Origin of the sequence: Ktedonobacter robiniae (assembly GCF_016587375.1) — a bacterium.
GTDB lineage: Bacteria > Chloroflexota > Ktedonobacteria > Ktedonobacterales > Ktedonobacteraceae > Ktedonobacter > Ktedonobacter robiniae.
Window position 1 is genome coordinate 2415160 of sequence record NZ_BNJG01000002.1, and the last position, 26606, is coordinate 2441765.

The window sequence follows — 26606 nt, forward strand, 5'->3', positions numbered from 1 at the left end:
TCGAGATAGTCGAGGAAGCTCGCTTCCTCGACTATCTCGATTTTGCTTTCTCTACTTCTGCAAAAAGGTCCTTATGGGTTGTTTGTAGGTCCCTGTGGGGTCTCCAACCATCTGTGCGGGGACTACAACACGGTCAAACTCGTCGGCGCTGATGTAGCCGCTGGCAAGCGCAGCCTCGCGCAGGGTGGTATGAGTGTCAAACGCCCTATGGGCGATGGCTGAGGCTTTATCATAGCCTATGACTGGACTCAGGGCTGTCACCAGCATCAGTGACTCATTGACGTAAGTATTGATCTTCTCTGTATCTGGCGTGATCCCCTCAAGGCTGTATTGGCGCAGTTTCTCGCAGGCATCGCCCAGGATGCGCGCTGAGTGGAGCACATTATTGATGATGATGGGCCGCATGGCGTTTAGCTCGAAGTTCCCTTGGGAACCAGCGATAGCGACCACGTTATCATCGCCGATGACCTGAATACACACCATGACCATGGCCTCTTCTTGCGTGGGATTGACCTTGCCGGGCATAATGGAGGAACCTGGCTCATTGGCAGGGATATTCAGTTCGTGTAGGCCCGCGCGAGGACCACACCCAAGCCAACGCAGATCGTTGGCAATCTTCATGAGTGCGACTGCGAGGGCGCGTAGGGCTGCGCTTGCATTGACCATGGCATCCAGCGACCCCTGGGCGGCAAATTTGTTGGGGGCGCTGACAAAGGGATGCCCCGTCAGGTGGGCAATTTCCGTGGCGATCCTGGGCCCAAAATCTGGTAAGGTGTTAAGCCCTGTTCCCACGGCGGTTCCACCTGCGGCTAGCTTGTAGAGACCCTTCATGGATTGCTTGACGAGGTCGAGCGCATCCTTAAGTTGCGTTACATAACCTGACCATTCCTGTCCGACGGTGAGGGGCGTGGCGTCTTGCAGGTGCGTGCGGCCAATCTTGACGACATCGACCCACTGCTGAGCCTTTTCCCACATTACCTGGATGAGAGCCTCCACTTTGGGTATGAGGTGGTCATTGAACATGAACACGGTTGCTATATGCATCGCCGTAGGGAAGGTATCGTTGGAGGACTGCGACATGTTGACATCATCGTTGGGATGAATAGGCTTTTTGCTGCCTAGTTTTCCTCCGGAGAGTTGAATGGCGCGGTTGGAGATGACCTCATTTACGTTCATGTTTGATTGAGTACCCGAACCCGTTTGCCATACGTATAGAGGGAACTCACTGTCAAGCTTACCCTTGATAACTTCATCGGCTACTTTGCAGATCAGTTCGGCTTTCTCCTGTGAGAGCTTGCCTGCTTCGGCGTTGACGATGGCTGCCGCCTTCTTCACATATCCATAGGCGTGATAGACCTCCTTTGGCATGTAGTCATCGCCAATAGAGAAGTGGATCAGGGAGCGCTGGGTTTGCGCTCCCCAATAATGCTCTGCTGGAACATTGATGGCACCCATGGAGTCTGTTTCCTGCCGGGTGCCAGTTGCTCCAGTATCAACGGGTAGGTCATGTATAACGACTGTTTGTGTGCTCTTCTTCGGATTGCTCCTACGAGGCGTGCTCATACACGGACCTCCTGCCTGACGACAACCTGGGGATAGACGGGCTTCCACATCGCGTCCTGCACCTGTTGAATGATATTGGGAAGCTTGGCCCTGGCCAGTCCTTCGGCGGCGGCTGTTTTGGCGACTTCTACGGCGACGGTCGCAGAGACGGCGCGCAGGTTCTCCACATGTGGCAAGAGTGAGGCTCCAGGCTGGTGTACATCTACCAGGCTGGCCACAGCCCTGGCAGCCGCCATAAGCATGCCATCGCTGACGCGCTGCGCTCGTGAAACAATCGTTCCCAATCCAAGCCCTGGATAGAGGAGCGCGTTATTGGCCTGGCCAATCGTGTAGGTTGTCCCTTTGAGAGTGATGGGATGCCAGGGGACGCCTGTTGCGACAAGCGCGTGTCCATCAGTCCAGGAGAGCAAGTTGGTCGGCGTAGCCTCCATTAGAGATGTAGGATTGGAGAGGGGGAAGATGATGGGGCGCTCCGTATGGGCCGCCATCTCTTTGACTATAGCCTCGGTAAAGGTCTCGGGAGCCGTTGAAGTTCCAATCATAGCCGTGGGATGCACCTGGCGTACGACTTCGGCCAGGCTGATGCCTCCATTGGGCATATCGTGTTTCCACCCGGAGACCTCGCTGGCGGGCCGGGCATAGGCAACCTGGAAATCGCGGAGCGCCTCGCCCATGTTATCGACGAGGAGGCCCTGAATGTCGACGCACCAGAAGCGTCGTGTGGCCTCTTCTTGCGATAAGCCCTCGCGCATCATGGCGGCGCGTATCTGGTCAGCATTGCCAATCCCAGCGGTGCCTGAGCCAAAGATGACGACTCGTTGATCGCGTAGAGACTGCCCGGTGACCTTCATGGCTGAGAACAAGGCGGCCAGGGTGATGGCTCCAGTGCCTTGCATATCGTCATTGAAGGTGCAGATCTGCGAGCGGTACTTCTCCAGAATGCGGCGCCCGTTCCCAGGTCCAAAGTCCTCCCAGTGCAACATGGCATGGGGAAATAGCCTGGTTGCGGTCTTGATATAGGCCTCGATAAAGGCGTCATAACGCGCGCCGCGCACCCTGGCATGCTGGTTGCCCAGGTAGAAGGGATCATTGAGCAGGCTCTCGCGATTGGTGCCGACGTCGAGCATGACTGGAATGACGCGAGCCGGGTCGATACCCGCCGCAGCGGTATAAACGGCAAGTTTACCAACTGAGATCTCGATGCCGCCCACGCCCCAGTCACCGATGCCAAGGATCTCTTCCGCGTCCGTCGCCACAATCAGGTCGATCTCATCGGGACCGGCCCCGAAGTTCCGAAATGCCGTTTCGATCTCATCGAGATGGTCGATGGAGAGGTAGACTCCATGTGGTCTCCGGTATTCATGGTTATAGTGTTCGATAGCGTGGGCGATGGTGGGATCATAAACGATTGGAAGCATCTCGTAGAGATGTTCGGAGAGCAGACGGTAGAAGAGGACCTCGTTACGGTCCTGGAGGGCGGTCAGAAACAGATTTTTCTGCACATCGCCTGCTTGCTGCTGGTACTGGGTGTAGGTGCGTTTGACTTGCTCATCGATGGTCGTTATCGCGGGCGGTAAGAGGCCATCGAGGTGAAGTGTCTTGCGCTCCTGCGCCGTGAAGGCAGTTCCACGGTTTAACATGGGATCGCTCAGAAGATTCAGGCCAGTGACCTCTGTCTCCAGGCGTCGATTTCCATCGAATGTGTTGGGAAGTAAGCGGTAATTTCTCATTATGGTATGCCTCTCTCTTCTTTTACGCAGTAAGACCCCTCTAGCTTTACTCTACGTTGTCTATCAATCACGGCAGATGTCTATCAGGACTTCTCGCCACTAAGTGGCCCGCAGAGTTAAGGGTGAGAACACATCGCCTGGAGACGAGATAAGCAGTTCCACAATGCCCTTGACATTTGCTGTGGATGTAAGTATACTTCTTACATCCGGGTGTAGTGAATATTGTTACATCGGAGAGGTTAGAAGAGAAACCCACAGTGTAGTGGAATGAGGAAGAGAGCATGAGCGGTAATAGTCGTTTAACATTGGCGGTCCATACCCTGACCTGGATGGCGCGGAGAATGGCGAACTATGGCGATCAGTATGATTTCTCCACGTCGCGAGCGATTGCTGAGAGTGTCAACACCAATCCAGTCACGCTGCGTGAACTGCTGGGGATGATGGAGGAGCAGGGCCTGGTAACAGTTCAACGCGGGAGTAACGCGGGCTGGAAGCTGGCGCGCAAACCAGAGGAGATTACGCTCCTTGAGGTATACCAGGTTGTTAAGCCGCATACTATGTTCACGCTCCATCACACACCCCCCAATCCAAAATGTCCTATCGGATGCGGCATAGGTCCCGCTTTGCAGGGGGTCTACGCCAATGTCCAGGAGGCAATGGAGGAGGAACTGGCGCGCACAACGATTGCCGATGTTTTGCGGGATACGCTTGCATCCACCGCTGCTATCCATGCGCGGCAGAACGAATGATTGATTTATTAGTCAGTTTCCTCGATGGGTCAATTATTACACCGTCAAGAAGGCACTGACATAACCCCCTTTTTTTATGCTGCGGTGTAACAATTTTTATTACACCGCATTGAAAGGCTATTATTTTAATGTCACAAATGACTCAACAACGCTTATTGGCTGAAGCCCATCGGGCGACACGTATAAATCCGCGTATTCTCCTGCTGGCGCTGGGCATGTTTGCGCTGGGGACCGACGCTTTTGTCGTAGCTGGTGTGCTGCCTGTGATTGCTCATGAAACGGGCGTGCCCGTTAGCGTGGCGGGACAACTGGTTACGGCCTTTTCGCTTACCTATGGGTTGGGGGCGCCGCTGCTAGCTGTCCTTATCAGTCGCTGGTTGCCGCATCGCGTGTTGATTATCGCTCTTGGGCTTTTCTGTCTGGCAAATATAGGGTCAGCCCTGGCGCCAACCTTCCCGCTCTTGATGCTGACGCGCATTCTGACTGGTTGCTTTGCCGCGATGTATGCACCGCTGGCCTATACCATGGGAATCGCGCTTGCACCGCCGGAGAAGCGCGGCCAGGCTCTGGCGCTGGTCGTTATCGGGCTTACTGTGGCGACCGCGCTTGGCTCGCCGCTGGGAACCTGGGTTGGCGAGCACTTTGGCTGGCGCCTCTCCTTTGGCCTGGTGGCGGGTCTGGCCGGAATAGGATTTCTGGCCTTCCTGATCAGCGGTCTGCCCAGGATTGCGACGCCGCCAACCGTATCGCTGCGGCAGCGACTCGCGCCCATAACTCAGCCTCGCCTGGTCCTGGCCTTGCTGCCCGCGTTCTTGTACAACCTGGGTATTTATACCATTTATACCTATATCGGGCCGCTCTTGCAGCAAAATATGCATCTTGTGGACCTTAGCGGTATGCTGGTCGCCTTTGGTCTGGGCGTAGTAGTTGGCAACTGGTCGGGTGGTATGATCGCAGACCGTGTCGGTCCACAGCGCCCGTTGCTTGTCTCCATGGTCCTATTATTAATTATGGAAATTGTTATTCCGCTAGTGATGACAACATGGTTAGGGGGACTGCTGGCGCTTTTCGTCTGGGGAATATCGGGATCGTTGCTCTTCATTCCGCAGCAGCATCGCCTCTTGAGCGTGGCTCCTGACCACGCGAACGTGATCCTGGCCCTGAATAACTCTATGTTCTACCTGGGCATAGCCGGGGGAGCCGCTCTGGGAGGGTTATCTCTCCGCTCCGTTGCGGTAACCCAATTAGGCTGGATTGGGGCGGCCTGTGTTCTTCTGGCTCTGCTACTGCTCTTTGGCAGTATACGGCTGAATAAGGAGAGGTTGCAGGGGTATAAGAAGCCTGCTGAAGACATAGTGGTTGTTCCTGAATAAGGCAGAAGAGTCTTTTTATAGCAAGAGGGGTGAGTGGTGAGGCTTTTGCGTGCTACTCACACCTCTTGCTATGTTTCTCAGGTGATGCTACATAGAAGTAACCTGGTTGTGGTGGTGCGGGAGGTGGTGTCCCAGGCGTAGGGAGAGAACGCTGCCTATGCCACAGCCAAGTAGCATGAGTAGGAGGAACAGGTTCTCTCTACCGGAGCCAAGCAGGAAACCGCTGAGAATGGGAGCCAGCACGAAGCCAGTTGTAGAGGCTAGCGAGGTGGTGGCGGTATACCTTCCCTGCATGCCCTCGGGCGCGAGGCTGACTACGAGCGGGAAGAGGCAGGGAGCCATCAGGGTCTCACCCAGGCCAAGCAGACTGGCTGATAGGCAGAAGAGCATTGCGGCTGAGATCGAAGAACCCAGATAGCCCGCTAGAATGACGCAACCCCAGGCGGTAGCCCAGATGAGAAAGAGCAGGGCAAGGGCGCGGGTACGCAGATGGCTGCGCATCCAGCGCAGAACAACAAACTGGAGGACCACAATAACGAGGCTATTGAGTGCGAGTGCGAGGCCCAGGGTTTGTGTGTCAACGTGTCCGGGACTGGTGGCATAGAGCGTGAAGCCATTGGGAAGCTGAGATATTCCAACCGTGTAGAATAGCAGCGCGATTAGCCATAGCAGCCAGAAGGAGGTATCTTTTAGCAAATGACTTAGGCTTATTGGTGCGGACTTGTTGCTGTTATCCTGAGCCTCTACCTGGGCGGGCCGCGATTGGGGCGGCAGGGTCAGAAGAATTACGATAAATATGCCGTACAGGAGTGCTTGAGCGATATAGGTGATGAGAAATGTGGACGGTTGACTAGTATTTATAATGAAGCCAGCCACGGTTGCGCCCGTGCCAAAGCCAATATTTACGCCGGTGTAGCGTACCGTGAAGGCTCCAGTTTGTTGCTTAGGTGATACTCTGGATGCCAGCAGAGTTGCTGTGGTTGGCATAACTACGCTTTGTCCGCATCCCAGCAGGAGCAGCGTGGCCGCTAAGGCCTGCCAGGTACTTTGAATAAAGGGTAGGATGCTTACGCCTGCTATCGCTAAACATAGGGATCCGATAAGCGTCCAGCGCGCGCTAAAGCGATCACTGAGGATGCCAGCCAGGGGCGCGGTCACTAAGCCGAAGGCAAAGCCAGTTGAGACAATAACACCGCCAGTGGCGAGCGCGATACCCCGTACCTGGTGCAGGTAGATGACGAAGAAGGGAATGAAGAGTCCTATGCTGAACCAGTATGCGAGGTCACCTGCCAGAATAAGCCAGGCAAGGGTCGGCAGTGTGGGAATAAAGCGAGGTTGGGCCTGCCGCTCCACCGGTCGGTTTATAGCTGGCTCTTCAGTAACGATTGTGCTGGTGGACATAATGATTCCTTCTTTCATGTGACTTCTCGCCCTGCGTGGCTCGCAGGTTATTTAAGACGTGGTGGTGGGAATCGCTTCCGGTGATTTCCTCCACCATGTCTTAAAACCCTTTATTTGGCAGTGGGTACATCACGGAAGCTAATGCCGAAGCGGTTCCAGGCGTTGATGGTCGCGATGAGTAGGGTCAGGTTCACCAGTTCTTCATCAGTGAAATGAGGACGCACCTGCTCGTAGACCTCATCGGGTACGCGATCGAGGGAGATTAGCGTGAGCTTCTCAGTCCAGAGGAGGGCGGCGCGCTCGCGGTCGCTGAAGAAAGGTGTCTCGTGCCAGACTGGTAGTGCGTAGAGGCGCTGCTCCGTGTCACCACCCTCGCGGGCATCAAAGCTATGCATATTGACGCAATATGCGCATCCATTGATCTGAGAGGCGCGCAGGCGTACCAGCTCCTTCAAAGGGGCCTCGAGCCCACAGTTGTTGATATATGTCTCAAGGCCGTTCATAGCCCTCATCGCTCCAGGTGCAGCTTTACCGTAGTTTAGTCTTGTTCCCATGATTGAAGCTCCTTTTAATATCATCAGATTGTTTCGTGTAGTTGTCTTCTATCTGGTGGTAGTATACCTCAATAATGGACTTGTTAAAAGAGCCAATTTGTATTATTATAGAGGTGCCATTTTTAAGCAAAAAAAAAGCTTTGAGCGCTTTCAGCAAAGGGAGCAGTAACTTATGCCAAAGCGGGCGAGACCGGTGGATAAACCGGAGATTATACTTGATCAGAACGCGCAGGCGCCGCTCTATCGCCAGCTTTATGAGCGCCTGCGGGCGCAAATCCTGGCGGGCCAGTTGGAGACGGGAGCGCGTCTTCCCTCGACGCGGATACTGGCTAGCCAGCTAGGGGTATCGCGTAATACGACGGCTCTGGCCTACGAACAGTTATTGCTGGAGGGATATCTGGAGAGCCGGGTGGGAGATGGGACGCGGGTGGCCCGTTTGGAGTCGGAGCAACTGGCACAGGCAGGCGGGAAGGTGTCAAAACAAGGTCGGATGGGAACGCCAGCGACTCAGCATACTTTGTTGGCGAGGCGCGGGCAAATCCTACTCGACGAGTTTGCTGCGGGACATGAGGTAGAGGTAAGCCCAGACAAGGATGTGTTTTTAGTGGGTGAGCCTGAAGTGGCGTACTTTCCCTATGAGATCTGGGCCAGGCTGATAGCGAAACACGCCCGGCAATCGCTGCAAGCCCACTCACGTTATCAGGATGTGCAGGGCTATAGACCTTTGCGCGAGGCCATTGCGGCTCACATCGGCATTACGCGTGGTGTACATTGTATGCCTGAACGGATCATACTGACCGCTGGAGCGCAAGGCGCGCTCGACCTGGTGGCGCGCGTATTGCTCGATCCTGGCGAGCGGGCCTGGGTTGAGGATCCGGGCTACTTTGGGGCCAGGGGTGCGCTAATGGCTGCAGGAGCCACTATGCTGCCAGTGCCTGTGGATCGCCAGGGCATCAGTGTAGAGGTTGGACGACAGCTTAAAGGCGAGGCGCGCCTGGCAGTAGTGACCCCCTCACATCAGTTTCCTACAGGGGTCACTATGAGCCTGGGTCGGCGCCTGGAGTTGCTGGAATGGGCGAGGGAGACGCAAGGCTGGATCGCAGAGGATGACTATGATAGCGAGTATCGTTACAGCGGGAGGCCTCTGGAGGCGTTGCATGGCCTTGATCGTGCGGGGCGCGTGATCTATATTGGCACCTTTAGTAAGGTGCTCTTTCCCTCGTTGCGCCTGGGATATATGGTCGTGCCACCACAGTTGCTGGAGGGCTTTCTTGCCACCCGCCGCTTCGTCGATGTACACCTACCGCTGCTGGAGCAGATGGCCCTGGCCGATTTTATTACCGAGGGGCACTTCGCGCGCTACCTACGCAAGATGCGTGGACTCTACATGGAGCGGCGCGATGTTTTGGTGAAGGCCTTGAATCAGGAGCTGAGCAATATTCTGGACGTTACTATACCAGAAGCTGGCATCCACCTGGTTGCCTGGCTGCCGGAGGGGGTAAGCGCCCAGGGAGTGGTCGAACTGGCAGCAAAGCAAGGTATGAGAATACTGCCTGTTTCGCGATTTAGTATGCAACCCCTCAAGCGTGATGGTCTCGTGCTTGGTTTCGCAAATGCGACCCCAGAGGCGCTACGGGCAGATGTGCATGCCCTGGCGCGTGTGTTGCGGAGTGCGCTTACATAGACGCCATTTTCACTTAAGTAGCCGCGTACGCCAGCAGCGGGCCCGTTACTGGCGTACGCGGCTACTGCTCCGTGGTCCGTTCACAATATGAATTCATTTTGAGCCTCGGAAAGAGGCGCATCCCATTTTCGTGTTCAGAGGAGCTCGGCTTGTAGAAGCTATACATCCTCTCTCGATTGTGTGGGTGGAACCAACCACTCCAGGAGATCTGAGCGCTCGGCTTGAGGTATCGAGCCTGCTGGCGCTCCCAACAAGCGTTCCAGCCCATCAGCACAGGCTTCTATGATCCGAGCGAGCCGGGGGAGATCGTCAGGCGAATGGTCCTGCGCGCAGAGGATCTCGGCTGTCGCATACCCAAGGTCTTCGAACAGGGAGATGACCATTCTCGCCGCCTGATCCGGGTAGGGAGTCGTCAAGACGCCTTCTTCGATTCCTTGACGGATCATCTCCTCCAGCCAGGGCGTGAAACGTTTCAAGCGGGCAATGTAGAGTTTGTGGCGAACGACGACATTCTCATCGCCATACCAGACGCGCAGAGACGCGAGCACGAAGTGCCTGTGTGCATGTTTCCAGTGGTCCAGTGCGGTAAAGAAGCGCTGGAGTTTGGTGAGCGCGCCAGCCGTTGGATCATGAACGATGGGAAGCACTAACTGCTCGATCTGGTTCCCGATACGCTCGACCAGAGCCTCAAGCAAGGCTGGTTTGGAGTCAAAGTAGTGATAGAATGCTCCAGAGGAGATGTGCAATTCGCCCACCAGATCGGCAATTGCCATTTGTTCATAGCCCCTGGTTTCAATGGCACGTTGCGCTGCGCCAAGAATGGCGTTGCGGCGGGCCTCGTGAGCGGCTTCGTTGATGGTGCGTACCATGACTTCTCACCTCTCATTCGTAAAAGAAGACCAGTATCAGGGACGAATGACGGTCGCTTGAGCAATCCGTTCGACTTCGGACACCACCAGTTCCCGTCTCACAGATTTGAAGTAGCGTGTTTGATGCTCTGTACTCCCCACGTCTGCTGTCAGGCGGAGATGAAAGGGGGCGAGGTAGGATGCGACACTGGAAGGTTCCAGCCCGAACAGCCAGGGAGAGCCCCTTTTCGCCATCATATCCATCATTTTCTTCGTGCCCGGAATATCCGAACGTCGTTCGATAAAGCTTTTCAAGACGTAGGTAAGCACAAGAATACTCCCAGGGGCCGAGGTGCCAACGAAGGCCAGTGTCCTGTGGATGGCTTCCTCCGAGAGGTACTGCGTCACGCCTTCCCACACAAAGATCGCCGGACTGGCAGGGTCGAAAGGTGTCCCGCTGAAGACGGCTTCCAGACTCTGCGTGTCGAAGTCGATGGGGAGAAACGTGACCTGTTCCGGTAGCCGACCAAAATGTTTGTGTAGCTTCTTCTTTTTGTCTTCCTGCACAGATGGAAGGTCAACTTCAAACACGCGCGTGTGCTCCATACCGGTCAGGCGATAGGGGCGTGTATCAAGCCCGGCGCCCAGGATCACCACTTGTTCGATCCCCTGCGAGAGGGCATCCCGGACGGCATCGTCGATAAAGCGCGTCCGAGATATCTGGACGCCGTAAATCCCTGGCGTAATGACATCCATCTGTTGGATCGTCAAATTGCGCATGCTTTTGAACTGCATCAGCGCCCGGATGGGGGTGCCAACCAGGTCTTTGACCATCGAATCATGAAACAGCCGGGTGTTCTCGGGCTGGTACTGTTCGATCAAACGACATATTGCTGCGCCAAGCGCTGTATTGCTTACACGTTGATTTGCCATAAGGAAACCTCACTCAATCAGAGTTTTTCTCTACCCAATCATAAACCGAGCCTCGGTTTATGATTGGTAAATCATAGTCTATGAACAAGCCGTTGTCAAGAGGAACACAGGCACACTGGTAAGTTTGAACTTGGTGCATGAATGCCTAGCTTGAGCGCTGTTGAGCCATCTCCCCACGATCGCTACAGCCCAGAGTGGGAAGTTTTCTGAATAATGGTAAACTGAGCATTATATGAAGCAGCGTAGCATCGGGCTAAGCCATCTTTCAGCAATGAAAGCAACCTGATGCTGTATTGTTTGACCCAAGGATACCAGAAACGAGAAGGAAACTCATGCAGTTACTTATCATCACACCTCTTGAAGAAGAACTTTCTTTTCTCTCCCAAAGTTTGCAAGCACAAGGTTTCTCAGAGAGCATTCAATCTGTGGGGAAGCTTACCGGGCATTGCTTCCCAAAATTAGGAGTAACGCTCGCTCTCGGCGGGCATGGCAAAGCGCAGTCTGCTCTGCAAACGCAACATTTCATCGACCATAACGAACATATCGATCTCGTTATTTGTGCTGGAGCGGCGGGAGCCTTATCTCCTGGTATCGAGGTTGGTGATCTTGTTGTCGCAGAAACGACCATTGAGCATGATTACTTACTACGATTTGTACAGCGTCCCGCCCCGCAATTTGCTGGTTCCCAAGAGGCACTGAGTATGCTGCGCAGCAGTCAATATACTCTGCATCCAGCACAAGTGCACTATGGTATCATTGCCAGTGGTGATGAAGATATCGTTGATCTTGAACGGGCACAGGCGCTGCATTTGCAAACGAAAGCGCTTGCCGTTGCCTGGGAAGGTGCAGGCGTAGCGCGCTCCTGCCGCTTTAGTGGGATTCCCTACCTGGAAATCCGTGGCATCACCGACACGGCGGATCATGATGCACCCGCGGTTTTTGAGATGAACCTGAGCATTGCGATGGAAAACCTGGGCAGATTTCTTGTACAAGTGTTTATGAGGTAATCGAGGGTATTTCACCTGAAAATAACCCCAGGCGCAATCGCTTGGTCATGGTTATTTTCATCTGCTTCCCGCCTGACACCAACATTGCACTTCCTAACTCAGAAAAAATGTGTATTAGGCGGATTTCTGAGTTAGGAAATATCCTCTCTTCCCGAAAAGGTATCGTAATTTTGCACTAAGTGGCTCATTCGCTAAAAGAGTTGTAGAATAGAGAAAGGAGAAGCGAGCACAGAAAGGAGAAATCAGATGCGTGGACCATTGCGAATGCGTGCCTTAACAGCTGAAGAAGAACGGGTGATTGGCAAACTCGCCCACTCACGTACGGCTTCGGCTCGCTTGGTGGAGCGGGCAAAGATCATTGAACTGGCCCAGAAGGGACAGACGATCCCGCAGATTATGCAGCAATTGCACCTCTCAGAGCCAACCGTTCGCAAATGGTGGAAGCGCTTTGAGCTGATGGGACTCCCTGGTTTAGAGGATGTCGGGCGCCCTGGAACCCCAAGACACTACAGCGACCTGGATCGTGCAAAGATCATTGAGGTGGCTCTCACCCGACCCGCCAACTTGGGGCTCGCATTCAACTGTTGGACATTTGACCGACTCACGACCTCTATTCAACAGCAGTTCGGGATTGCAATGAAAAAGACACGCATCTTTGAAATTTTGCACGAAGAAGGCTTGCGTTGGCGGCAGCAAGAGATCTGGTTTGGTGAGCGACTCGACCCCGAGTTCGCCCAAAAAAGGGGGCTATTGAAGCCTTGAGAAAGGATACCCCAGCAGGCAGTGTGATTGTAGACATCGATGAAATGGGACCAGTTGCGGCAAAGAGTTATCCAGGACAAGAGGCGGTCAATATCAACGTGCGTCCCGCGCAGCGAGCCAAACAAGAGATTGATTATGGCCGTCGTGCCAAGGGGTATGTCTATGGGGCCTTACGAGAAGCGACAGGAGAATGTTTCACCCAGTGCTATCCACGTCGTTGCTTGCTTCATTTTATCGACTTTCTCTGTGAGGTAAATGACTGGCTTGATGCCTCGATTGAGCGCATCTACGCTGTCCTGGACAATCTGGATATGCACCATTGCCGCGATTTGCTGCTCTTCCAGATCCACCATTCTCGTTGGGAATTTGTCTATCAACCCAGTCGCGCCGCCTATCTCAATTTGATTGAACCTTGGTGGAAGACCCTACGCTCCCTTGCCTTAAAAGGAAGACGTTTTGAAACGTGGGAGGAGGTGATGAGGGCCGTTGAAGCCGCCACAGCCTATTGGAATGCGCACAAGCATCCCTTTGGCTGGGGACGTCGTCGTCGTCACCAGCCACTTCGTCAGTCTCACACATTCTCTTGCCAGGTCAAAGTTATGCGTATTTAGCGAATGCACCACTTAGTACAATCACAGAACTTTTTCGGCATTAGCGCCCTTGATAAATGGGATACATCCCGAAAACATGGTGTAATTGTACTTAGGCCAGAACCTCGACCAGGAATCCGCCTGGCGCTTGAACATAAAATGTCCAGGCATGACTCCGTTCCGGGGGCTTCATTTCAAATCCGTCGTCTTTCAAGCGTTGATAGATCTCGTTGACGCGCTCCTCGCTTTCTTGGACAAAGCCGATATGAAATGTGCCGGGATAGCTCACCTGACCAGCTTTCATCAAGGTGAGTACCAGATTATCGTCGTCGAAAAGTACAGTAAACCCTTTGTTGCCGCCCTGGTTGCGTAACCCGAAGTACGTTTCGAGAAAGTTGGTCGCCGCAGGAACATCAGTGACGGTCAGATTGACATGATTCAGTTTCATAGCCGCTAGATACTTCCTCACACAAGGTAGGGAGAGAAGATGTTTTCTCTCCGGTCGACACTTTCATGTGACAATTTTTCGCTCTTTATCTTAACATAAGCGCACGATCTAATCACGTATAAGGAGATTTACCGCTTGAATATAGATATGGGATATTTCAACGTGCATGGTTAATGGCCCATTGAGGAAGTAGGAGCGTACGCCAGTAGCGCCGAGCCGCTTATGCAGGGCGGCCCGGCGCTATGTTTAATAGCGGTTGGTGAGCTCGACGGCCTGGTGGCTGGGGAGCGTGAGGGTGATGCTGTTGCCCTGGAGATGGTAGGCGGTGCCGGTCAACTCATCGTGAAGCGTCTGGCTGCTGGCGAAGTTGTCCAGGTTGGGGATGGTGACGGTACGGGTGCACCAGCAGTTGTTGAGGGCAACAAGGACATTGCTGCCGCCGTTCTCGCGCTCAAAGGCGTAGAAGCTATCGTCGACCCACTTCTCATACTGCGCGCCGTTTTGCAGGGCAGCGTTGAGGTTGCGGGCGTAATTGAGTTTGGCGACATAGTTGTAGAGCGTGCCGCTGGTGTTGAAGGAGTTGAACATGTCCTCGCGGTTGGCGGGATCGGCGCAGCCGCTGAAGCCCTGCTCGGTGCCGTAGTACATGATCGGGATGCCACGGCTGGCGAAGGTGAAGGCCAGGGCCATCTCAAGCTGGGGATATTTGTCCCAGGTTTGCGCGGGGTTGCCCGAGGCATCGCAGAGGAAGCGATCCTGGTCATGGTTATCGATAAAGACACCATTGGTGCGTGCGTCTCGATAGGAGCCGTCGGAGTTATAGCGATCACGGATCTCATACATGCTCTTATTCTGGGCGAAGACATCATGGATGGTGTAGTACATGGGATAGTCCAGCACGGCATCCAGGTAGTGGGTATAGTCGCCGACGTAGCCGGGATCGCCGCTATAGACTTCACCGATGGTAAAGGTTCCCGCGCTCTGAGCATAGCTGCTCCAGAAGGACTTGGGGACGTGCTTGACTGTGTCCACGCGCAGGCCATCGACGCCGGTTGTGCTGACCAGCCAGCTCACATTATTGAGTAGAGTAGAGTGGGTCGTGGAGTCGTCCTGGTTGAGATCATTGAGGCCTGCCACATCCTCGTTTTCCAGGTCCCACTGGTTGTTGTAGTCCTGGATGTTGCCGTTGTGGTGGTAGTTGCTGTAGTTGGGGAAGGTAGGCGCGGTGTAGTTGTAGGAGCCGGTGTGGTTGGCCACGACGTCGAGCATAACCCAGATGTTGCGGTTATGCGCCTGGGTCACAAGGCTTTGCAGGTCGCTCATACTGCCGAGATGACCATCGATGGAGTAGAAGTCATAGCCCCAGTAGCCATGATAGGCATGGGCGTCATGCTGCATTACCACGGGTGTAATCCAGATGGCGGTGAAGCCCATATTCTTGATGTAGTCCAGGTGATTGATAATGCCCTGGAAGTCACCGCCATGCCACGCGGTGGCATCCGAGCGATTGGTGTTGAAGCCGCCATAGTTATCGTTTCCGGTATTACCATCGCTAAAGCGGTCCGTCATGATAAAGTAGATGGAGCGACTTGTCCATTCATTGGCTGAATGGGCATAGACCCGCCTGGATGGCGAGATGACGAGGAGAACGGTGCCTACAAGGGTGAAGACGAGTAAGAGGGTCGCGAGCAATAGCGCCCGGCGCCAGAGGCCTCCGTGCCTGGTGATTGATAAAGAACATCCTGTTCTCATGTGGTTGTAATATCCTCCTGTTGCCTCCGCTTGTGCCAACTCAAGCCCGTGGTTGTGCACGTCCTAACGAAGAAAACGATCCTTATGGAGAAATTATAACATGGAAAAGAGAGGTGGTCGTGGCGAACACCACGACCACCTCTCTTTTCCATGTTATATTCTTGCTTTTGGTTTTGTTGTGCTGTATATTTATTGTTGTTGATATATGACCAAATAAGCTTATTTAGTCATGTGATGGAAGGAGTATATTGTGGCAGAGCTGAGCCGGGAAGCAGGCCTGGAGGAGCAGGAGCAATCCAGGCGTGAGGCGCGGGCGTACCGTATTCTGGATGCGGCGGCGACCCTGATTCTGCGTTGGGGTTATAACAAAACAACCATTGAGGATATCTCCAGGGAGGCTGGAGTCGCGAAGGGTACCATCTACCTGCACTGGAAGACGCGCGAGGACCTGTTTGGCGCGCTGATGAAGCGTGAGAAGATGGTGTTGACGGAGGATGTACAGCAGCGTGTAGCGCAAGATCCAGAGGGGCAAACGCTGCGTGGCCTGTTTAGGCATTCGGCGCTGGCACTGCTGAAGCGTCCTTTATTGAAGGCGGTGCTCCTGCGCGATATGGATGTTATCGGGAAGCTGGTGCATCGTGAGCATAGCAGTGAGTTGTACCAGGAGAAGTTGCAGGGCTTTATCGTCTACCTGGAGTACCTGCGTGAACACCGCCTGGTGCGTACAGATATGAGTATGTCTGCTCAGGTGTATACCCTATCGGCGATCTTTATGGGCTTCTTCCTGATCGCGCCCCTGATGCCGGAAGAGTATATGCTCTCCGATGAGGAACTGGCGCGATGGTTGGCCGAGGCTGTGCAGCGCGCACTTGTGCTCGATGGGGCTGATATGTCAAATGAGGCGCGAGTCGCCTCACATGCCTTTGGGCAGTATCTGGATCGCGATAGGGCGGCGAGCCAGCAGATGTTTCAACAAGAGGTTGAATGATCCATTTACGCAGGATGTAAAAAGCACGACCTGCGTACGTTCGTAGGTCGGGTCGCTCACTGTAGGAGAATATACTGTGAAAGATGCTACAACTGTTCCCCTTGTCTTAGTTATGGATGCTGAGATGGCTTTACTGGAGCATGTGGGAGGGAAAGGGGCCTCCCTGGCACGCCTGGTTAAAGCTGGCCTGCCTGTACCCCCTGGATTTCATGTTACCACGGAGGCCTACCGCTGTTTTGTTAGCGAGAACGGGCTACAGGAGGAGATACTCGCCGCCGTCGCAACGATTAATAGCGAGCAGCCAGCGACCCTCGAAGAGGCCGCCAAGCGTATAGGGCATCTCTTTATGCAGGGCACTATGCCAAAGAGCATTGAGTGCGCGATTCGCCAGGCTTATGCGGAGCTAGGCGGGAACCAGCTCGCCGTCGCGGTACGCTCCTCGGCGACGGCTGAAGACTTACCTGAGCAGTCGTTTGCGGGCCAGCAGGAGAGCTATCTTAACATTCAGGGTGAAGCGGAAGTGGTGGAGGCCGTCAAGCGCTGCTGGGCCTCGCTCTGGACGGCGCGTGCCCTTGGCTATCGCGCGCATCATGCCATAGCACCTGAGGATGTGGCCCTGGCCGTCGTGGTCCAGCAGCTTGTAAACGCCGAGGCGGCGGGAATTATGTTCACGGCTAACCCGCTCACAGGCTCACGCGAGCAGGTTGTGATCAACGCCGCCTGGGGGCTGGGCGAGGCCATTGTAGGCGGGCAGGTCACGCCGGATACCTTTATCTTTGAGAAGGCCAGCAGGGCGATAAGCGAGCAGCAGATAAACGCTAAAAGAGTGATGACCGTACGGACCACTACTGGCACATGCGAGGAACCAGTCCCTGAGGAACGGCGCACACAGGCCGCGCTCACGCCTGAGCAGGCTTTGGAGCTGGCGCAGCTTGGTATGCGCATTGAAGCTCTATATGCTCAGCCTATGGATGTAGAATGGGCTCTGTATGATGGATGCTTCTACATTGTACAGGCGCGGCCAATTACGACCCTACGTGCTCAGGAGGCGAGGTTTGAGGAGTGGAACGATAGTTTGAGCGGCGACTACCTCTGGACGAACGGCAACGTTGGCGAGGCGGTGCCCGATGTGATGACGCCCTGCACCTGGTCGCTTATCAAGATCTTTATCGCCGACACAATGGAGCCCCTGTACCTCACGGCGCATAAGCCGATAGGGAACATCGGCGGCCATTTCTACCTCAACCTGAGTATTACCGCGTCGCTGGCCGGACTGGCGGGCATGAACCAGAAGCAGTTTACCAGGATCAGCGAGGGCGTCTTTGGGCGTATTCCCGAGGGGCTGGAGGTGCCAGGGTTACCGTTGTCACGCTGGCGCTTGCTTAAAGCCCTGGTACCAGTCGCGATAAGGCTCAAGAAGCGTGTGCGCACCAATCAGAAGCGCCTGCCCGCGTTTATCGCCGTGGCCCCGGCGCGTTGCGAGGAGCTACAAACAAAGATCCGCAACGCCGTCAGCTCTCAGGAACTGCTCGCTTTGTGGCGCGATGAGATCACGCCCTTCTTCCGCGAATGCTGTCATATGCTGGAGGCGGGTGCCAGGCGAGACGGGAACGCGCTCGCCCTCATTCGGCGTGACCTGGGCAAGCTCGTAGATGAGGAGGAGGCCAACGCGCTCTTCTCAGGCCTGAGTGTAGGGCAGAATCACCTGGCGAGCCTGGGCCTGCTACTGGGCCTGGCGCGACTGGAGCGAGGTGAGATTGACCACGAAACCTTTGCCCGTACCTATGGTCACCGGGGGCCGCATGAGTTTGAGGTCTCGCTACCACGTCCGGCTGAAGATCCCACATGGATCGAGAGCCAGCTCGCAGGCCTACGCGAGGCACCGCTGGATGTCAACGCGCTCTTAGCTCGGCAGAAGGTTGCGCAAGCGGCGGCCTGGGAGCGCCTGCGCCAGCGTTATCCAGGCAAAGCAGCAGCGCTCCGGCGGCGTGTCGATCGGGCCGCTGCCGCGGCTCATGATCGCGAGGCCGCCCGTTCAGAGGTCGTACGTGTCTTCTGGGTTCTGCGCACCTTTGTCTTGCGCGTGGGTGAGCTGACTGGTAAGGGCGAGGACCTCTTCTTCCTCTCAATTGAGGAAATTCTGGCCCTTCTGGGCGGGAATGAAGCAGCGCTCGTTACTGTACCCACGCGGCGCGCGACCTATGAACGCTACAGCACTTTGCCGCCTCTGCCCGCGCTGATTCGCGGCCACTTTGATCCCTTCAAATGGGCAGTGGACCCACGGAGGCGCAGCGATGTCTTTGACGAGCGGGGGCAGACGGTTCCTGCTAGCCAGACTATCACAGGCTTTCCCGGCGCGGCTGGCATCGTCGAGGGGCGTGCACGCGTGGTCGTCTCACCCGAGGAGGGCGACCAACTCCAGCCCGGCGAGATCCTGGTCACGACACAGACAAACGTGGGCTGGACGCCACTCTTCCCCCGGGCCGCCGCGGTCGTCACCGATGTTGGTGCGCCACTCTCGCATGCCGCCATCGTCGCCCGTGAACTGGGCATACCCGCCGTCGTGGGTTGTGGCAACGCAACCATGCGCCTGCATAGCGGCGACTGGCTGCGTGTAGACGGAGGTAAAGGCACCGTAGAGGTGCTGTAGCCAGCACCTCTACGGTACGCGCATACGCTTACTCTTCGTTGAGGGTAATTGTGCCACTCGTGCCATCGATAGTGACGCGCTGGCCGCTGGTGATGCGTTCGGTCGCAGCGGGTACGCCAACCACAGCCGGGATGCCATACTCGCGAGCGACCACCGCACCGTGTGAGAGCATGCCACCCATTTCCATGATCAGGCCGCCTGCCGTCAGGAAAAGCGGCGTCCAACCAGGATCAGTGGAAGGGGCAACCAGGATCTCCCCGGGCTCCAGATGCGCACCGTTTGGATTGAGAACGACACGCGCTGTAGCCGTAATTTGTCCTGGGGAGGCGGGCGCACCTGTCAGGATGTGTGCTGCCGCGTCACCCGTAGGGACGGGCGATGGCTCGGTGCCATCCGAGAGAAGCAAGCGAGGGATGTGGCGACGAGCCATTTCACGGTCGAAGCGGTCGCGTCGCTCGTGGACCAGGGGGTGGAGATCTTCACCGGCCAGCGCGCGCTGGACTTCGGGCACGCTGAGGAAGATGACATCGTGCGCATTTTCTAGTTGTCCGCTAGCTGCCAGTTGTTTGCCGATAGCGAGCAGGAGCTTGCGCAGGTGGGCCATCAGTAAGATGATGCAATATTTGGGCATTTCGCGAAAGCCAACCAGGGCGCGGACACGGCTCAGGAAGAAGCCAACAAGCTTGCCCCGTAGCCAGCCCCTGCGGCGGGCATGCCTGGTCAGTTCGGCGACCATAGCCTCAGCTTCACGCACTCCACGTTCAAACTGGACATCAGGTGAGGCGATGTCATCCTCCAGGCGCAGGTAGTTGGCGAGCATGCCGATGATATGCGTGGGATCTTCAGACCAGCGCGTAACACCCATATCGATCTCGGCGACGGCACGATGTCCATAGCGGCGCAGGAAGGCTGTAAGCTCGCTTTGTAACAGCGCAGGCAAGCTACCAGATAGATAGCCTTGCACGATCTCGGCGATGGAGGTTTCACGCACAAAGTGAGCGGTGGGAGGACTCGCTTTGATGCGTTGCGTTATGGCCCAGAGTTCCAGATCCATCTCGGTGGTGGGATTGTGTGGCAGGCCACGGAGCACGATCTGCATATCGGCTGGAGAGGCATCCTTGCCCAGGAGATAGGTGGCGATGGCGTGCGAACCCAGTCCAGCAGGGATCATGGGCACAATAGTAGTGAACATGCGTTTGACTTCTTGGCGAAAGCTTTGCTCAAATTGTTGCAGCCGTTCAACGGCGTCAGTTTCATGTTCTGTCGCGACCAGGGCTTCGAGGTGCTCGCGGAGCTGTTTGATGCGTTTCTGTGTGCCCCTGGGATTGATGAGAGCTCGCAGGACGCTAATTGGCAGATGGGTGTTCAGGATGAAAGTGGCAAGTATGCGCCAGAAACGGAGCCGTTGTTTGGGAAGTGGGGCGAGGCGTGGATCGTTGCTGAGTTGTTCGATCAATTCGACACTGCGCGCTTCACCAATCGAGGCCGCGCCTCGGAACAGCTTGCGCCCCAATTCGCTACGGATCACGCGGGTCAGATCAATATAGATCCGTTCGCCTGCTTCTATGAAAATAGCTGGACCATCCCAGGGATCGCTGGGACCCAGATCCATGAAGGTGGCAATGGTGCCTGTAAAGAGCCGGAGGGCTGAACGGCCAGCAGGTGTGATGGGGCCAAAGACACCCTGGAAGACATTAAAGGAGAAATAGGCGCGCAGGTCATCATCAGAGGTGGGAGCGTTGTCTGGCAGAGGATAGAGCGTCGTAATGGGGCGGGACTGCACAAGCCACAGTTTGCTGTTGGCGTCAATGGCCCATTCGATATCTTGTGGAGTGCCATAGTAGTGTTCAACCTGTACGCCGAGCCGCGCCACTGCACGCACCTGCTCATCGGTCAGGCAGGCTGTATCACTGGTGGCCTGATTCTCGGCGTGGAAGATGCCGCCGCCCGCGATGGAGCTGATGACGAGCTTTTTGTCGCCGAGATGCTGCTCGACAATTTCGCCGGTGCTGCTATTGACGACAAAGTGGTCAGGGTTGCTGGCACCGGAGACGACTGCTTCGCCCAGGCCAGGGTTAGCGTCGATAACGGCCTGGTGTCGCTTGCCAGTGAGCGGATTGGCGGTGAAAAGCACGCCCGCGACCGTGGAATCAACCATTGTTTGTACGACGATGGCCAGGCGGACCGTGCGCTGATCAACCTTCAGATTGGAACGGTAGCTGACGGCGCGGTCGCTCCAGAGAGAGGCAAAGCAGCGCTGTACAGCAGTGAGCAAGGCCTCTTGCCCAACGATATTGAGGTAGGTGTCTTGCTGACCGGCAAAGGATGCTCCGGGCAGATCTTCGGCAGTGGCGGAGGAGCGCACGGCTACAGGAGTGTCCTCGCCAAGCTGCTGGTAGGCATGAAGGATGACTTCAACGATCTCAGAAGGGAGTGCTGTATTCAGGAGGCGAGTACGAGCTGCTTCGGCCAGGATATTGTTGTCTCCTGTCTGAGCCTCAGCCAGCAATGAATCCATTCCGGCGTCAGCGGCGAATCGGGCATAGGCATGCGTGGTGACGCAGAAGCCCAGGGGAACGGGCAGCCCGGCACTGATCATTTCGCCCAGGTTCGCTGCCTTGCCACCAACCCGCGCTAGCTGATCTCGATGCAGCCCTGCCAACGGGATCACAAAGGCATCCAGAGCTTGCATAGCGTTGTCCTCTTGTCCTGGCAGCGGTGTGCTTGCTTGTGTTGCGCTATTAGAGCGAGGCGTCAGCTCAGCCTTTGCTTTCTCAGCTTGATTGAGAGATGGTTGACTCTGCGGTTGGAGAGACATCATGCTTCCCCTTTCTTTTTCCTGCTTCAGCCAGGAGCAGCATTGCCTGCAATACCTGTGCCTGCTCCTCTGGTGAAAGATAAGCCATCACGGCAATTTGCGCATCGGCGCGCCGTTGTTCAACTTGTGCGATCAATGCTTGACCATGTTCGGTCAGTGCAACCTGTTTGGTACGGCGATCACGTTTGTCTTCGCGCCGACTTAGCAGCCCCTGTACCACAAGCTGGTCGATCAGGCGGCTGGTGGCTGAGAGTGAACGGCCTAGCTGTTCGGCGATCTGCTTGATGCTCAATTCACCCTTTGTCTCTAACGTGATTAAGGTAGCTACCTGCGCAAATGAGAGATCAAATGCTTGATCGGCGCGTAGCATACCAATAATAAAATCCTGGAAAATGGCCCGCCTGAGAGTGCGCATGCTCTGTGCGAGCAATTCCTGGTCAGTTGTATGAATTGACGGCCCCTTTCCTTCTTTAGTTGCACACTTGCAATTTTTTCATTAGGTAAACTATAGCAAACGCACAAGCAATAAGTCAAGGGGCTCAGCCTATGCCAGTGTTTGACAGCAATGATGGGAAACCTTGAGCTATGTGGGAGAACTGAATTGACGGCCCGCTCCTGGCGTATGCGGCTACAGGTTCCCCAACCGAGTAGCCGCGTACGCCAGGAGCGGGCCTCCCCTATTTGCGCGTCAGGGTGGTTAGCAGCCCCACGACGAGGGCGGCGGTAATGATATGCATGGTCAACATGGTCCAGAAGATGGGCAGGTTCATGCCGGGAGCGGGGAAGAGGCCAGTCAGGGCCATGATGGGCGTGAGCAGCGAGAGGCACAGGGCGATAAGCGCCAGAACGCGGTAGAACTGAATGGGTCGCTGTGCAAAGCGACTGACCAGCACAAAGGCTAGCAGAGCCAGCAGCACAAAGAAAATGGTGCTACCTATGACTGAGGGTAACTGCAAGCTTGCAAAGCTCTCGGGAACCCCGAGGAAGGCAACGGCTAACGTACGGATAAGGCTATTCACAAGGGCCGCGACGATAAGCGTCAGTGGACCGACCCAGAGAAGCTTGCGTGAAGCTACTTGTTTGCGCGAGATCGTGGATGCCATGATTTGTTCTCCTTATATTTTATCTACTCAGTTGTAGGGATCGAGAGAAGTATAGTCTCAAGCGTATGCCGGGAGGAAGGATGGAAAGACACATTTCAAGGTATGTCGAAAGTCATGGTCTTCTCTGTGATAAAGAGGAAGAAAGGGATAAGCATGAGAAGGGTGCAGGCGGCGCTGAGTGCGAAGGCAGTTTGTAGGCCAAGCGTTTGGGCCAGGAGGCCACCTAACAAGGGGCCGCTGGCGGCGATGCCATTACCCAGAAAATTATAGGCGGCACTGACACGACCTAAGAGTGGTGAGGGCACCTTACGCCCAAGCAGGGAGTGTGCGGCGATGGTCCACATAGGGCCGCCTATGCCACCAAGGAAGCCTGCCGCGCCGACAAGCCAGGGATTGCTGCTGAGGGCGGGGACACCAAACATGACCACGTTCCCAATAATATTTAAACCAATGAGCCAGCGCCTGCCAGCAATCTTTGCGTAGGAAGCGTTAAAATGTGAGCTTTTGTCAATTAAGCTTTTAGTGACAGCGGTGGCTTTATTGCTAGTGTGGTGTAGGAGCTTTACAGCGTCGGTCAGAAGCTTTTTGACTAAGAATGTATATACTTGATATCCATTTTTTGTTGCCCGTCTCCACCAATTCACCATCATTTCCGCTACAAGGTAAACACATGTAATCGCTAGAGTTATAAGTGGGTTGAAGTGGGTTGATTTATTGCCCACACGTCCATTTTGTGGCAGAAGAATTTTATCTCGAGCATGGCTTGAGAGAAATTGGGAGCAGGGTGATGAGAAAGTTGATGTCTCGATGGCGCCCAATGCGTATCATTCTTGTATGTCTCTTGATAGCGGCCGCGCTACCAGTCATCTATGTGACCGCAAGACTGGTGGTTGGGGCAAGGCATGCGACACAGAACGCGATCCAGATCGAGAATAGTAAACCGGGAACCGATGGCTGGAATGATTTTGCCTCTGATTTGCAGTATGATCTGATTTCTGGCTATGGCTCGAAAATTAGTGTCAATCATGGCGACTCGTTGGACTTGTATGTTACAACGACCGCGCCCAGCTTTAGCATTGATGTCTTTCGCACGGGTTGGTATGGGGGAATAGGCGCGCGCAAGGTGACTTCGCTGGGCAGTTTTACCGGCGTGCATCAGCCAATGCCTAATCCTGATCCCAAAACTGGCCTGATTGATTGTAACTGGACAAAGACGACCACGCTGAATATCCCGTCTGACTGGGTGACGGGGGTCTACCTGGCGAAGCTGACCACCTCGACGAATAAGTCAAGCTTCATCTTCTTTGTGGTGCGTGACGACGGCGGGCACGAGGATATCGTCTTCCAGACGAGTGTAACGACCTACCAGGCGTATAACACCTGGGGTGGGACTGGACTCTATAATAATGAGACCAATAAAGCGATCTTTAGTGGAGCGCATGCCTCGAAGGTTTCATTTAACCGTCCCTTCCGCCCTGGCGATAGCAATGGCGCGGGCCACTACTTCTTCTGGGAGTATAAGTTCGTGCGCTGGGCGGAGTCGCGTGGCTATGACCTGACCTATACCACGGATATCGATACCGCTGCCAATACCAACCCCCTGACCAATCACAAGGCCTTCCTCTCGGTTGGGCATGATGAGTACTGGACCAAGTCGATGCGCGACAACGTCGAGAATGCCATCAAGGCGGGCGTGAATGTTGGCTTCTTTGGCGCGAATACCTCCTACTGGCAGATTCGCCTGGAGTCCGATAGTAAAGGCGTCGCCAATCGGATCGAGGTGGGGTATAAAGACTTCGCCCAATTTAACACGCCGCCGGGACCCGATCCCATGTTTAATGTGGATAACTCTGTGCTCACCGACCTCTGGCGTGATCCGCATATTAACCGCCCGGAGAACGGTATGGCAGGCGTTATGTATGAGCAGCAGGTATACCAGGATTATACCTTTGTGGCTAAGAATACCTCACACTGGATCTATGCCGGCACGGGCTTTACTGATGGCAGCAAGGTTCCAGGTATCATTGGCTACGAGTATGACAGAGTGTTTGATAACGGCGCAACCCCACCAGGCTTAATCGTGCTGGGTTCCTCGCCGGTGAATGCCTGCTGTGGTACGGGCAATTCACACGCCGACACGACGATCTACACGGCTCCCAGTGGGGCACGCGTCTTTGCCTCGGGTACCATCCAATGGAGCCTGGGCCTGGACAACTCCCAGGGCAATACCTACGCCAACGCGGGCATTCAGCAGATGACTGCTAACCTGCTTAATAACTTTATCAGTGCAGCCCCTCCGGGAGTGAGCCTGAATCCTGGTAGTATCAATTTTGGCAACCAGAACGTCAATACCGCCAGTAGCCCACAGAGTCTGACGCTGATCAACAATGGCAGCAGCGCCTTGACGATTAATAGCATAGGCATCACCGGTGGCAGCGCGAGCGACTTTAGCCAGAGCAATACCTGTCCGATAAGCCCGAGTACCCTGGCGGCGCACTCTTCCTGTACTATTAGCGTCACCTATCAGCCGAGCGTGCAGGGGAATAGTAGCGCGACGCTGACCATCAATGACGATGCCAGTGGGAGTCCGCACACAGCCGCACTGACGGGAGCTGGCGTTGTGCCCGCGCCAGGGAGTAGCCTGAGTCCCACGAGCCTGGACTTTGGAACGCAGAATCTTAGCATTGCCAGCGGGGCGAAACAGATTACCCTGACCAATAACGGGACCGCTGCCCTGACGATCAATAGCATTGGCATCAGTGGTACAAATGCTAGCGATTATACGCAGAGCAACAGTTGTCCCGCGAGTTCCAGTACGCTGGCCCCCAGTGCCTCCTGTACGATCAATGTCACCTTTACACCGGCCGGACTGGGAAGTCGGAGCGCGACCCTAACCGTGAATGATAGCGCGGCGGGAAGCCCTTACGCGATTGCCCTGACCGGGACGGGCGTCAACTCCACGATCTACTTTAGCGATGGTTTTGAGGGTGGTAACACGAGTAAGTGGTCGTTGCCTAATAGCGATGGCTCAGGAAGCATAACGGTTGAGTCGAGCCAGGTCCATAGCGGAACGAAGGCCGCGGCCATTACCAATGGTAGTAACCAGTATGCCTACCTGTATGCGCCGCTCTCCTCGGCCCAGGCCCATACCTATACGCGCTTCTATGTGCGCCTGGCGAGTACCACCTACGGCAGTATTGTGGCGATTGGGCGCAACCAGAATAATGGCTCAATCTGGGAGGTTGACTACGACAATGTCACGCACGCCTTTGACATCTACTTCTGGGGGGCATCGAACCAGGTCTATAGCATCTCGACGCCCAATAACTCGGTTAATGCCAACACCTGGTATAGCCTGGAGATCCAGGACTTCCAGGATCAGGCGGGGCATGCCCAGGTCTGGTTAAATGGAGCGTCCCAGGGTAGCATTGACCAGAATCTCTCCACAGGCAATCCCTTTCAGCGCATTATGATGTATAGCAACGCCCAGACGACGCTCTACTTCGATGATGTGCAGGTCGCGAGCAACTACAACGGCCCCGTAGAAGGGGAATAGAGTTAATATACTCTGGAAAAGAGACAGGCTGGAGTGCAACACGCTCCAGCCTGTCTCTTTTCCAGAGTATATTAATATTTAATATGGCTTTTTCCCA

Annotated in this window: 21 protein-coding genes; 9 read left to right on the top strand and 12 right to left on the bottom strand. The window is 55.2% G+C overall.

Annotated elements, in window-relative coordinates; translation table 11 throughout:
- Nucleotides 1-51: 51 nt before the first annotated feature.
- A complete protein-coding gene (gene fumC, locus JMJ04_RS31255; RefSeq protein ID WP_201374258.1) occupies nt 52-1563 on the bottom strand; it encodes a class II fumarate hydratase in 1512 nt (503 codons plus the stop codon).
- A complete protein-coding gene (locus tag JMJ04_RS31260) occupies nt 1560-3293 on the bottom strand; it encodes an NAD-dependent malic enzyme (protein WP_201374259.1) in 1734 nt (577 codons plus the stop codon). The genes fumC and JMJ04_RS31260 overlap by 4 nt, the downstream gene beginning before the upstream one ends.
- A 281-nt stretch (nt 3294-3574) precedes the next feature.
- Here JMJ04_RS31260 and JMJ04_RS31265 point away from each other — a divergent pair, with 281 nt between their 5' ends.
- Both JMJ04_RS31265 and JMJ04_RS31270 read left to right on the top strand, forming a co-directional pair.
- Complete coding sequence (locus tag JMJ04_RS31265; RefSeq protein WP_201374260.1) at nt 3575-4042, top strand: Rrf2 family transcriptional regulator; 468 nt, start codon at nt 3575-3577, stop codon at nt 4040-4042.
- 128 nt (nt 4043-4170) lie between these two features.
- Entirely contained in the window at nt 4171-5415 is a 1245-nt protein-coding gene (locus JMJ04_RS31270) for an MFS transporter (protein ID WP_201374261.1), read from the top strand.
- Nucleotides 5416-5502: 87 nt separating this feature from the next.
- Here the strand turns inward: JMJ04_RS31270 and JMJ04_RS31275 are convergent, their stop codons facing one another.
- Together JMJ04_RS31275 and JMJ04_RS31280 are read right to left on the bottom strand one after the other, a co-directional pair.
- Nucleotides 5503-6816: an MFS transporter gene (locus JMJ04_RS31275; protein ID WP_201374262.1), complete on the bottom strand. Its 1314-nt coding sequence runs from the start codon at nt 6814-6816 to the stop codon at nt 5503-5505.
- A 110-nt stretch (nt 6817-6926) separates the two neighbouring features.
- A complete protein-coding gene (locus JMJ04_RS31280; RefSeq protein ID WP_201374263.1) occupies nt 6927-7370 on the bottom strand; it encodes a carboxymuconolactone decarboxylase family protein in 444 nt (147 codons plus the stop codon).
- Nucleotides 7371-7542: 172 nt separating this feature from the next.
- Here JMJ04_RS31280 and pdxR point away from each other — a divergent pair, with 172 nt between their 5' ends.
- Complete coding sequence (gene pdxR, locus JMJ04_RS31285; protein ID WP_201374264.1) at nt 7543-9054, top strand: MocR-like pyridoxine biosynthesis transcription factor PdxR; 1512 nt, start codon at nt 7543-7545, stop codon at nt 9052-9054.
- Nucleotides 9055-9212: 158 nt separating this feature from the next.
- On the opposite strand, the gene JMJ04_RS31290 is transcribed toward pdxR, so the two are convergent.
- Nucleotides 9213-9923: a TetR/AcrR family transcriptional regulator gene (locus JMJ04_RS31290; protein WP_201374265.1), complete on the bottom strand. Its 711-nt coding sequence runs from the start codon at nt 9921-9923 to the stop codon at nt 9213-9215.
- Nucleotides 9924-9959: 36 nt separating this feature from the next.
- Complete coding sequence (locus JMJ04_RS31295) at nt 9960-10835, bottom strand: class I SAM-dependent methyltransferase (RefSeq protein ID WP_201374266.1); 876 nt, start codon at nt 10833-10835, stop codon at nt 9960-9962.
- A gap of 332 nt (nt 10836-11167) precedes the next feature.
- On the opposite strand from JMJ04_RS31295, the gene JMJ04_RS31300 reads away from it, so the two are divergent.
- The 3 genes from JMJ04_RS31300 (at nt 11168) to JMJ04_RS31310 (ending at nt 13215) form a co-directional block, all read left to right on the top strand.
- Complete coding sequence (locus JMJ04_RS31300; RefSeq protein ID WP_201374267.1) at nt 11168-11842, top strand: 5'-methylthioadenosine/S-adenosylhomocysteine nucleosidase; 675 nt, start codon at nt 11168-11170, stop codon at nt 11840-11842.
- A gap of 246 nt (nt 11843-12088) precedes the next feature.
- Nucleotides 12089-12604: a helix-turn-helix domain-containing protein gene (locus JMJ04_RS31305; RefSeq protein ID WP_201374268.1), complete on the top strand. Its 516-nt coding sequence runs from the start codon at nt 12089-12091 to the stop codon at nt 12602-12604.
- The gene (locus JMJ04_RS31310) at nt 12601-13215 is read left to right on the top strand and encodes a transposase (protein ID WP_201374269.1); all 615 of its coding nucleotides are present in this window, start codon (nt 12601-12603) and stop codon (nt 13213-13215) included. Before JMJ04_RS31305 ends, JMJ04_RS31310 begins: the two co-directional genes overlap by 4 nt.
- A gap of 91 nt (nt 13216-13306) precedes the next feature.
- Here JMJ04_RS31310 and JMJ04_RS31315 read toward each other — a convergent pair whose 3' ends face one another.
- Both JMJ04_RS31315 and JMJ04_RS31320 read right to left on the bottom strand, forming a co-directional pair.
- The gene (locus tag JMJ04_RS31315) at nt 13307-13642 is read right to left on the bottom strand and encodes a VOC family protein (protein WP_201374270.1); all 336 of its coding nucleotides are present in this window, start codon (nt 13640-13642) and stop codon (nt 13307-13309) included.
- Between the two features lie 246 nt (nt 13643-13888).
- Nucleotides 13889-15394 carry an alpha-amylase family glycosyl hydrolase gene (locus JMJ04_RS31320; RefSeq protein WP_201374271.1) on the bottom strand — a complete coding sequence of 502 codons (1506 nt, stop codon included), beginning with the start codon at nt 15392-15394 and terminating at the stop codon, nt 13889-13891.
- Nucleotides 15395-15644: 250 nt separating this feature from the next.
- Here JMJ04_RS31320 and JMJ04_RS31325 point away from each other — a divergent pair, with 250 nt between their 5' ends.
- Together JMJ04_RS31325 and JMJ04_RS31330 are read left to right on the top strand one after the other, a co-directional pair.
- The gene (locus JMJ04_RS31325) at nt 15645-16382 is read left to right on the top strand and encodes a TetR/AcrR family transcriptional regulator (protein WP_201374272.1); all 738 of its coding nucleotides are present in this window, start codon (nt 15645-15647) and stop codon (nt 16380-16382) included.
- A 76-nt stretch (nt 16383-16458) separates the two neighbouring features.
- Nucleotides 16459-19032, top strand: a complete 2574-nt coding sequence (locus JMJ04_RS31330) for a PEP/pyruvate-binding domain-containing protein (protein WP_201374273.1) — start codon at nt 16459-16461, stop codon at nt 19030-19032.
- 28 nt (nt 19033-19060) lie between these two features.
- On the opposite strand, the gene JMJ04_RS31335 is transcribed toward JMJ04_RS31330, so the two are convergent.
- The 4 genes from JMJ04_RS31335 to JMJ04_RS48205 all read right to left on the bottom strand — a co-directional run bounded on the left by JMJ04_RS31335 (nt 19061) and on the right by JMJ04_RS48205 (nt 23603).
- Nucleotides 19061-21853 (bottom strand): PEP/pyruvate-binding domain-containing protein, encoded by a 2793-nt coding sequence (locus JMJ04_RS31335; protein ID WP_201374274.1) that lies wholly within the window; start codon nt 21851-21853, stop codon nt 19061-19063.
- Complete coding sequence (locus tag JMJ04_RS31340; protein WP_201374275.1) at nt 21807-22265, bottom strand: MarR family winged helix-turn-helix transcriptional regulator; 459 nt, start codon at nt 22263-22265, stop codon at nt 21807-21809. Before JMJ04_RS31340 ends, JMJ04_RS31335 begins: the two co-directional genes overlap by 47 nt.
- Before the next feature lie 262 nt (nt 22266-22527).
- Complete coding sequence (locus JMJ04_RS31345) at nt 22528-22953, bottom strand: DUF6069 family protein (RefSeq protein WP_201374276.1); 426 nt, start codon at nt 22951-22953, stop codon at nt 22528-22530.
- A 95-nt stretch (nt 22954-23048) separates the two neighbouring features.
- On the bottom strand, nt 23049-23603 hold the full coding sequence (locus JMJ04_RS48205; protein WP_201374277.1) for an MFS transporter: 555 nt from the start codon (nt 23601-23603) through the stop codon (nt 23049-23051).
- A 149-nt stretch (nt 23604-23752) separates the two neighbouring features.
- Between JMJ04_RS48205 and JMJ04_RS31355 the strand changes: the two genes are divergently transcribed.
- Nucleotides 23753-26509: a N,N-dimethylformamidase beta subunit family domain-containing protein gene (locus JMJ04_RS31355; RefSeq protein ID WP_201374278.1), complete on the top strand. Its 2757-nt coding sequence runs from the start codon at nt 23753-23755 to the stop codon at nt 26507-26509.
- Nucleotides 26510-26606: the final 97 nt, after the last annotated feature.

Bases quoted from the DNA above. Each gene is read 5' to 3' on its own strand.
- fumC (WP_201374258.1), bottom strand. From the start codon at position 1,563: ATGAGCACGCCTCGTAGGAGCAATCCGAAGAAGAGCACACAAACAGTC.
- JMJ04_RS31260 (WP_201374259.1), bottom strand. From the start codon at position 3,293: ATGAGAAATTACCGCTTACTTCCCAACACATTCGATGGAAATCGACGC.
- JMJ04_RS31265 (WP_201374260.1), top strand. From the start codon at position 3,575: ATGAGCGGTAATAGTCGTTTAACATTGGCGGTCCATACCCTGACCTGG.
- JMJ04_RS31270 (WP_201374261.1), top strand. From the start codon at position 4,171: ATGTCACAAATGACTCAACAACGCTTATTGGCTGAAGCCCATCGGGCG.
- JMJ04_RS31275 (WP_201374262.1), bottom strand. From the start codon at position 6,816: ATGTCCACCAGCACAATCGTTACTGAAGAGCCAGCTATAAACCGACCG.
- JMJ04_RS31280 (WP_201374263.1), bottom strand. From the start codon at position 7,370: ATGGGAACAAGACTAAACTACGGTAAAGCTGCACCTGGAGCGATGAGG.
- pdxR (WP_201374264.1), top strand. From the start codon at position 7,543: ATGCCAAAGCGGGCGAGACCGGTGGATAAACCGGAGATTATACTTGAT.
- JMJ04_RS31290 (WP_201374265.1), bottom strand. From the start codon at position 9,923: ATGGTACGCACCATCAACGAAGCCGCTCACGAGGCCCGCCGCAACGCC.
- JMJ04_RS31295 (WP_201374266.1), bottom strand. From the start codon at position 10,835: ATGGCAAATCAACGTGTAAGCAATACAGCGCTTGGCGCAGCAATATGT.
- JMJ04_RS31300 (WP_201374267.1), top strand. From the start codon at position 11,168: ATGCAGTTACTTATCATCACACCTCTTGAAGAAGAACTTTCTTTTCTC.
- JMJ04_RS31305 (WP_201374268.1), top strand. From the start codon at position 12,089: ATGCGTGGACCATTGCGAATGCGTGCCTTAACAGCTGAAGAAGAACGG.
- JMJ04_RS31315 (WP_201374270.1), bottom strand. From the start codon at position 13,642: ATGAAACTGAATCATGTCAATCTGACCGTCACTGATGTTCCTGCGGCG.
- JMJ04_RS31320 (WP_201374271.1), bottom strand. From the start codon at position 15,394: ATGAGAACAGGATGTTCTTTATCAATCACCAGGCACGGAGGCCTCTGG.
- JMJ04_RS31335 (WP_201374274.1), bottom strand. From the start codon at position 21,853: ATGATGTCTCTCCAACCGCAGAGTCAACCATCTCTCAATCAAGCTGAG.
- JMJ04_RS31340 (WP_201374275.1), bottom strand. From the start codon at position 22,265: ATGCGCACTCTCAGGCGGGCCATTTTCCAGGATTTTATTATTGGTATG.
- JMJ04_RS31345 (WP_201374276.1), bottom strand. From the start codon at position 22,953: ATGGCATCCACGATCTCGCGCAAACAAGTAGCTTCACGCAAGCTTCTC.
- JMJ04_RS48205 (WP_201374277.1), bottom strand. From the start codon at position 23,603: ATGATGGTGAATTGGTGGAGACGGGCAACAAAAAATGGATATCAAGTA.
- JMJ04_RS31355 (WP_201374278.1), top strand. From the start codon at position 23,753: ATGTCTCGATGGCGCCCAATGCGTATCATTCTTGTATGTCTCTTGATA.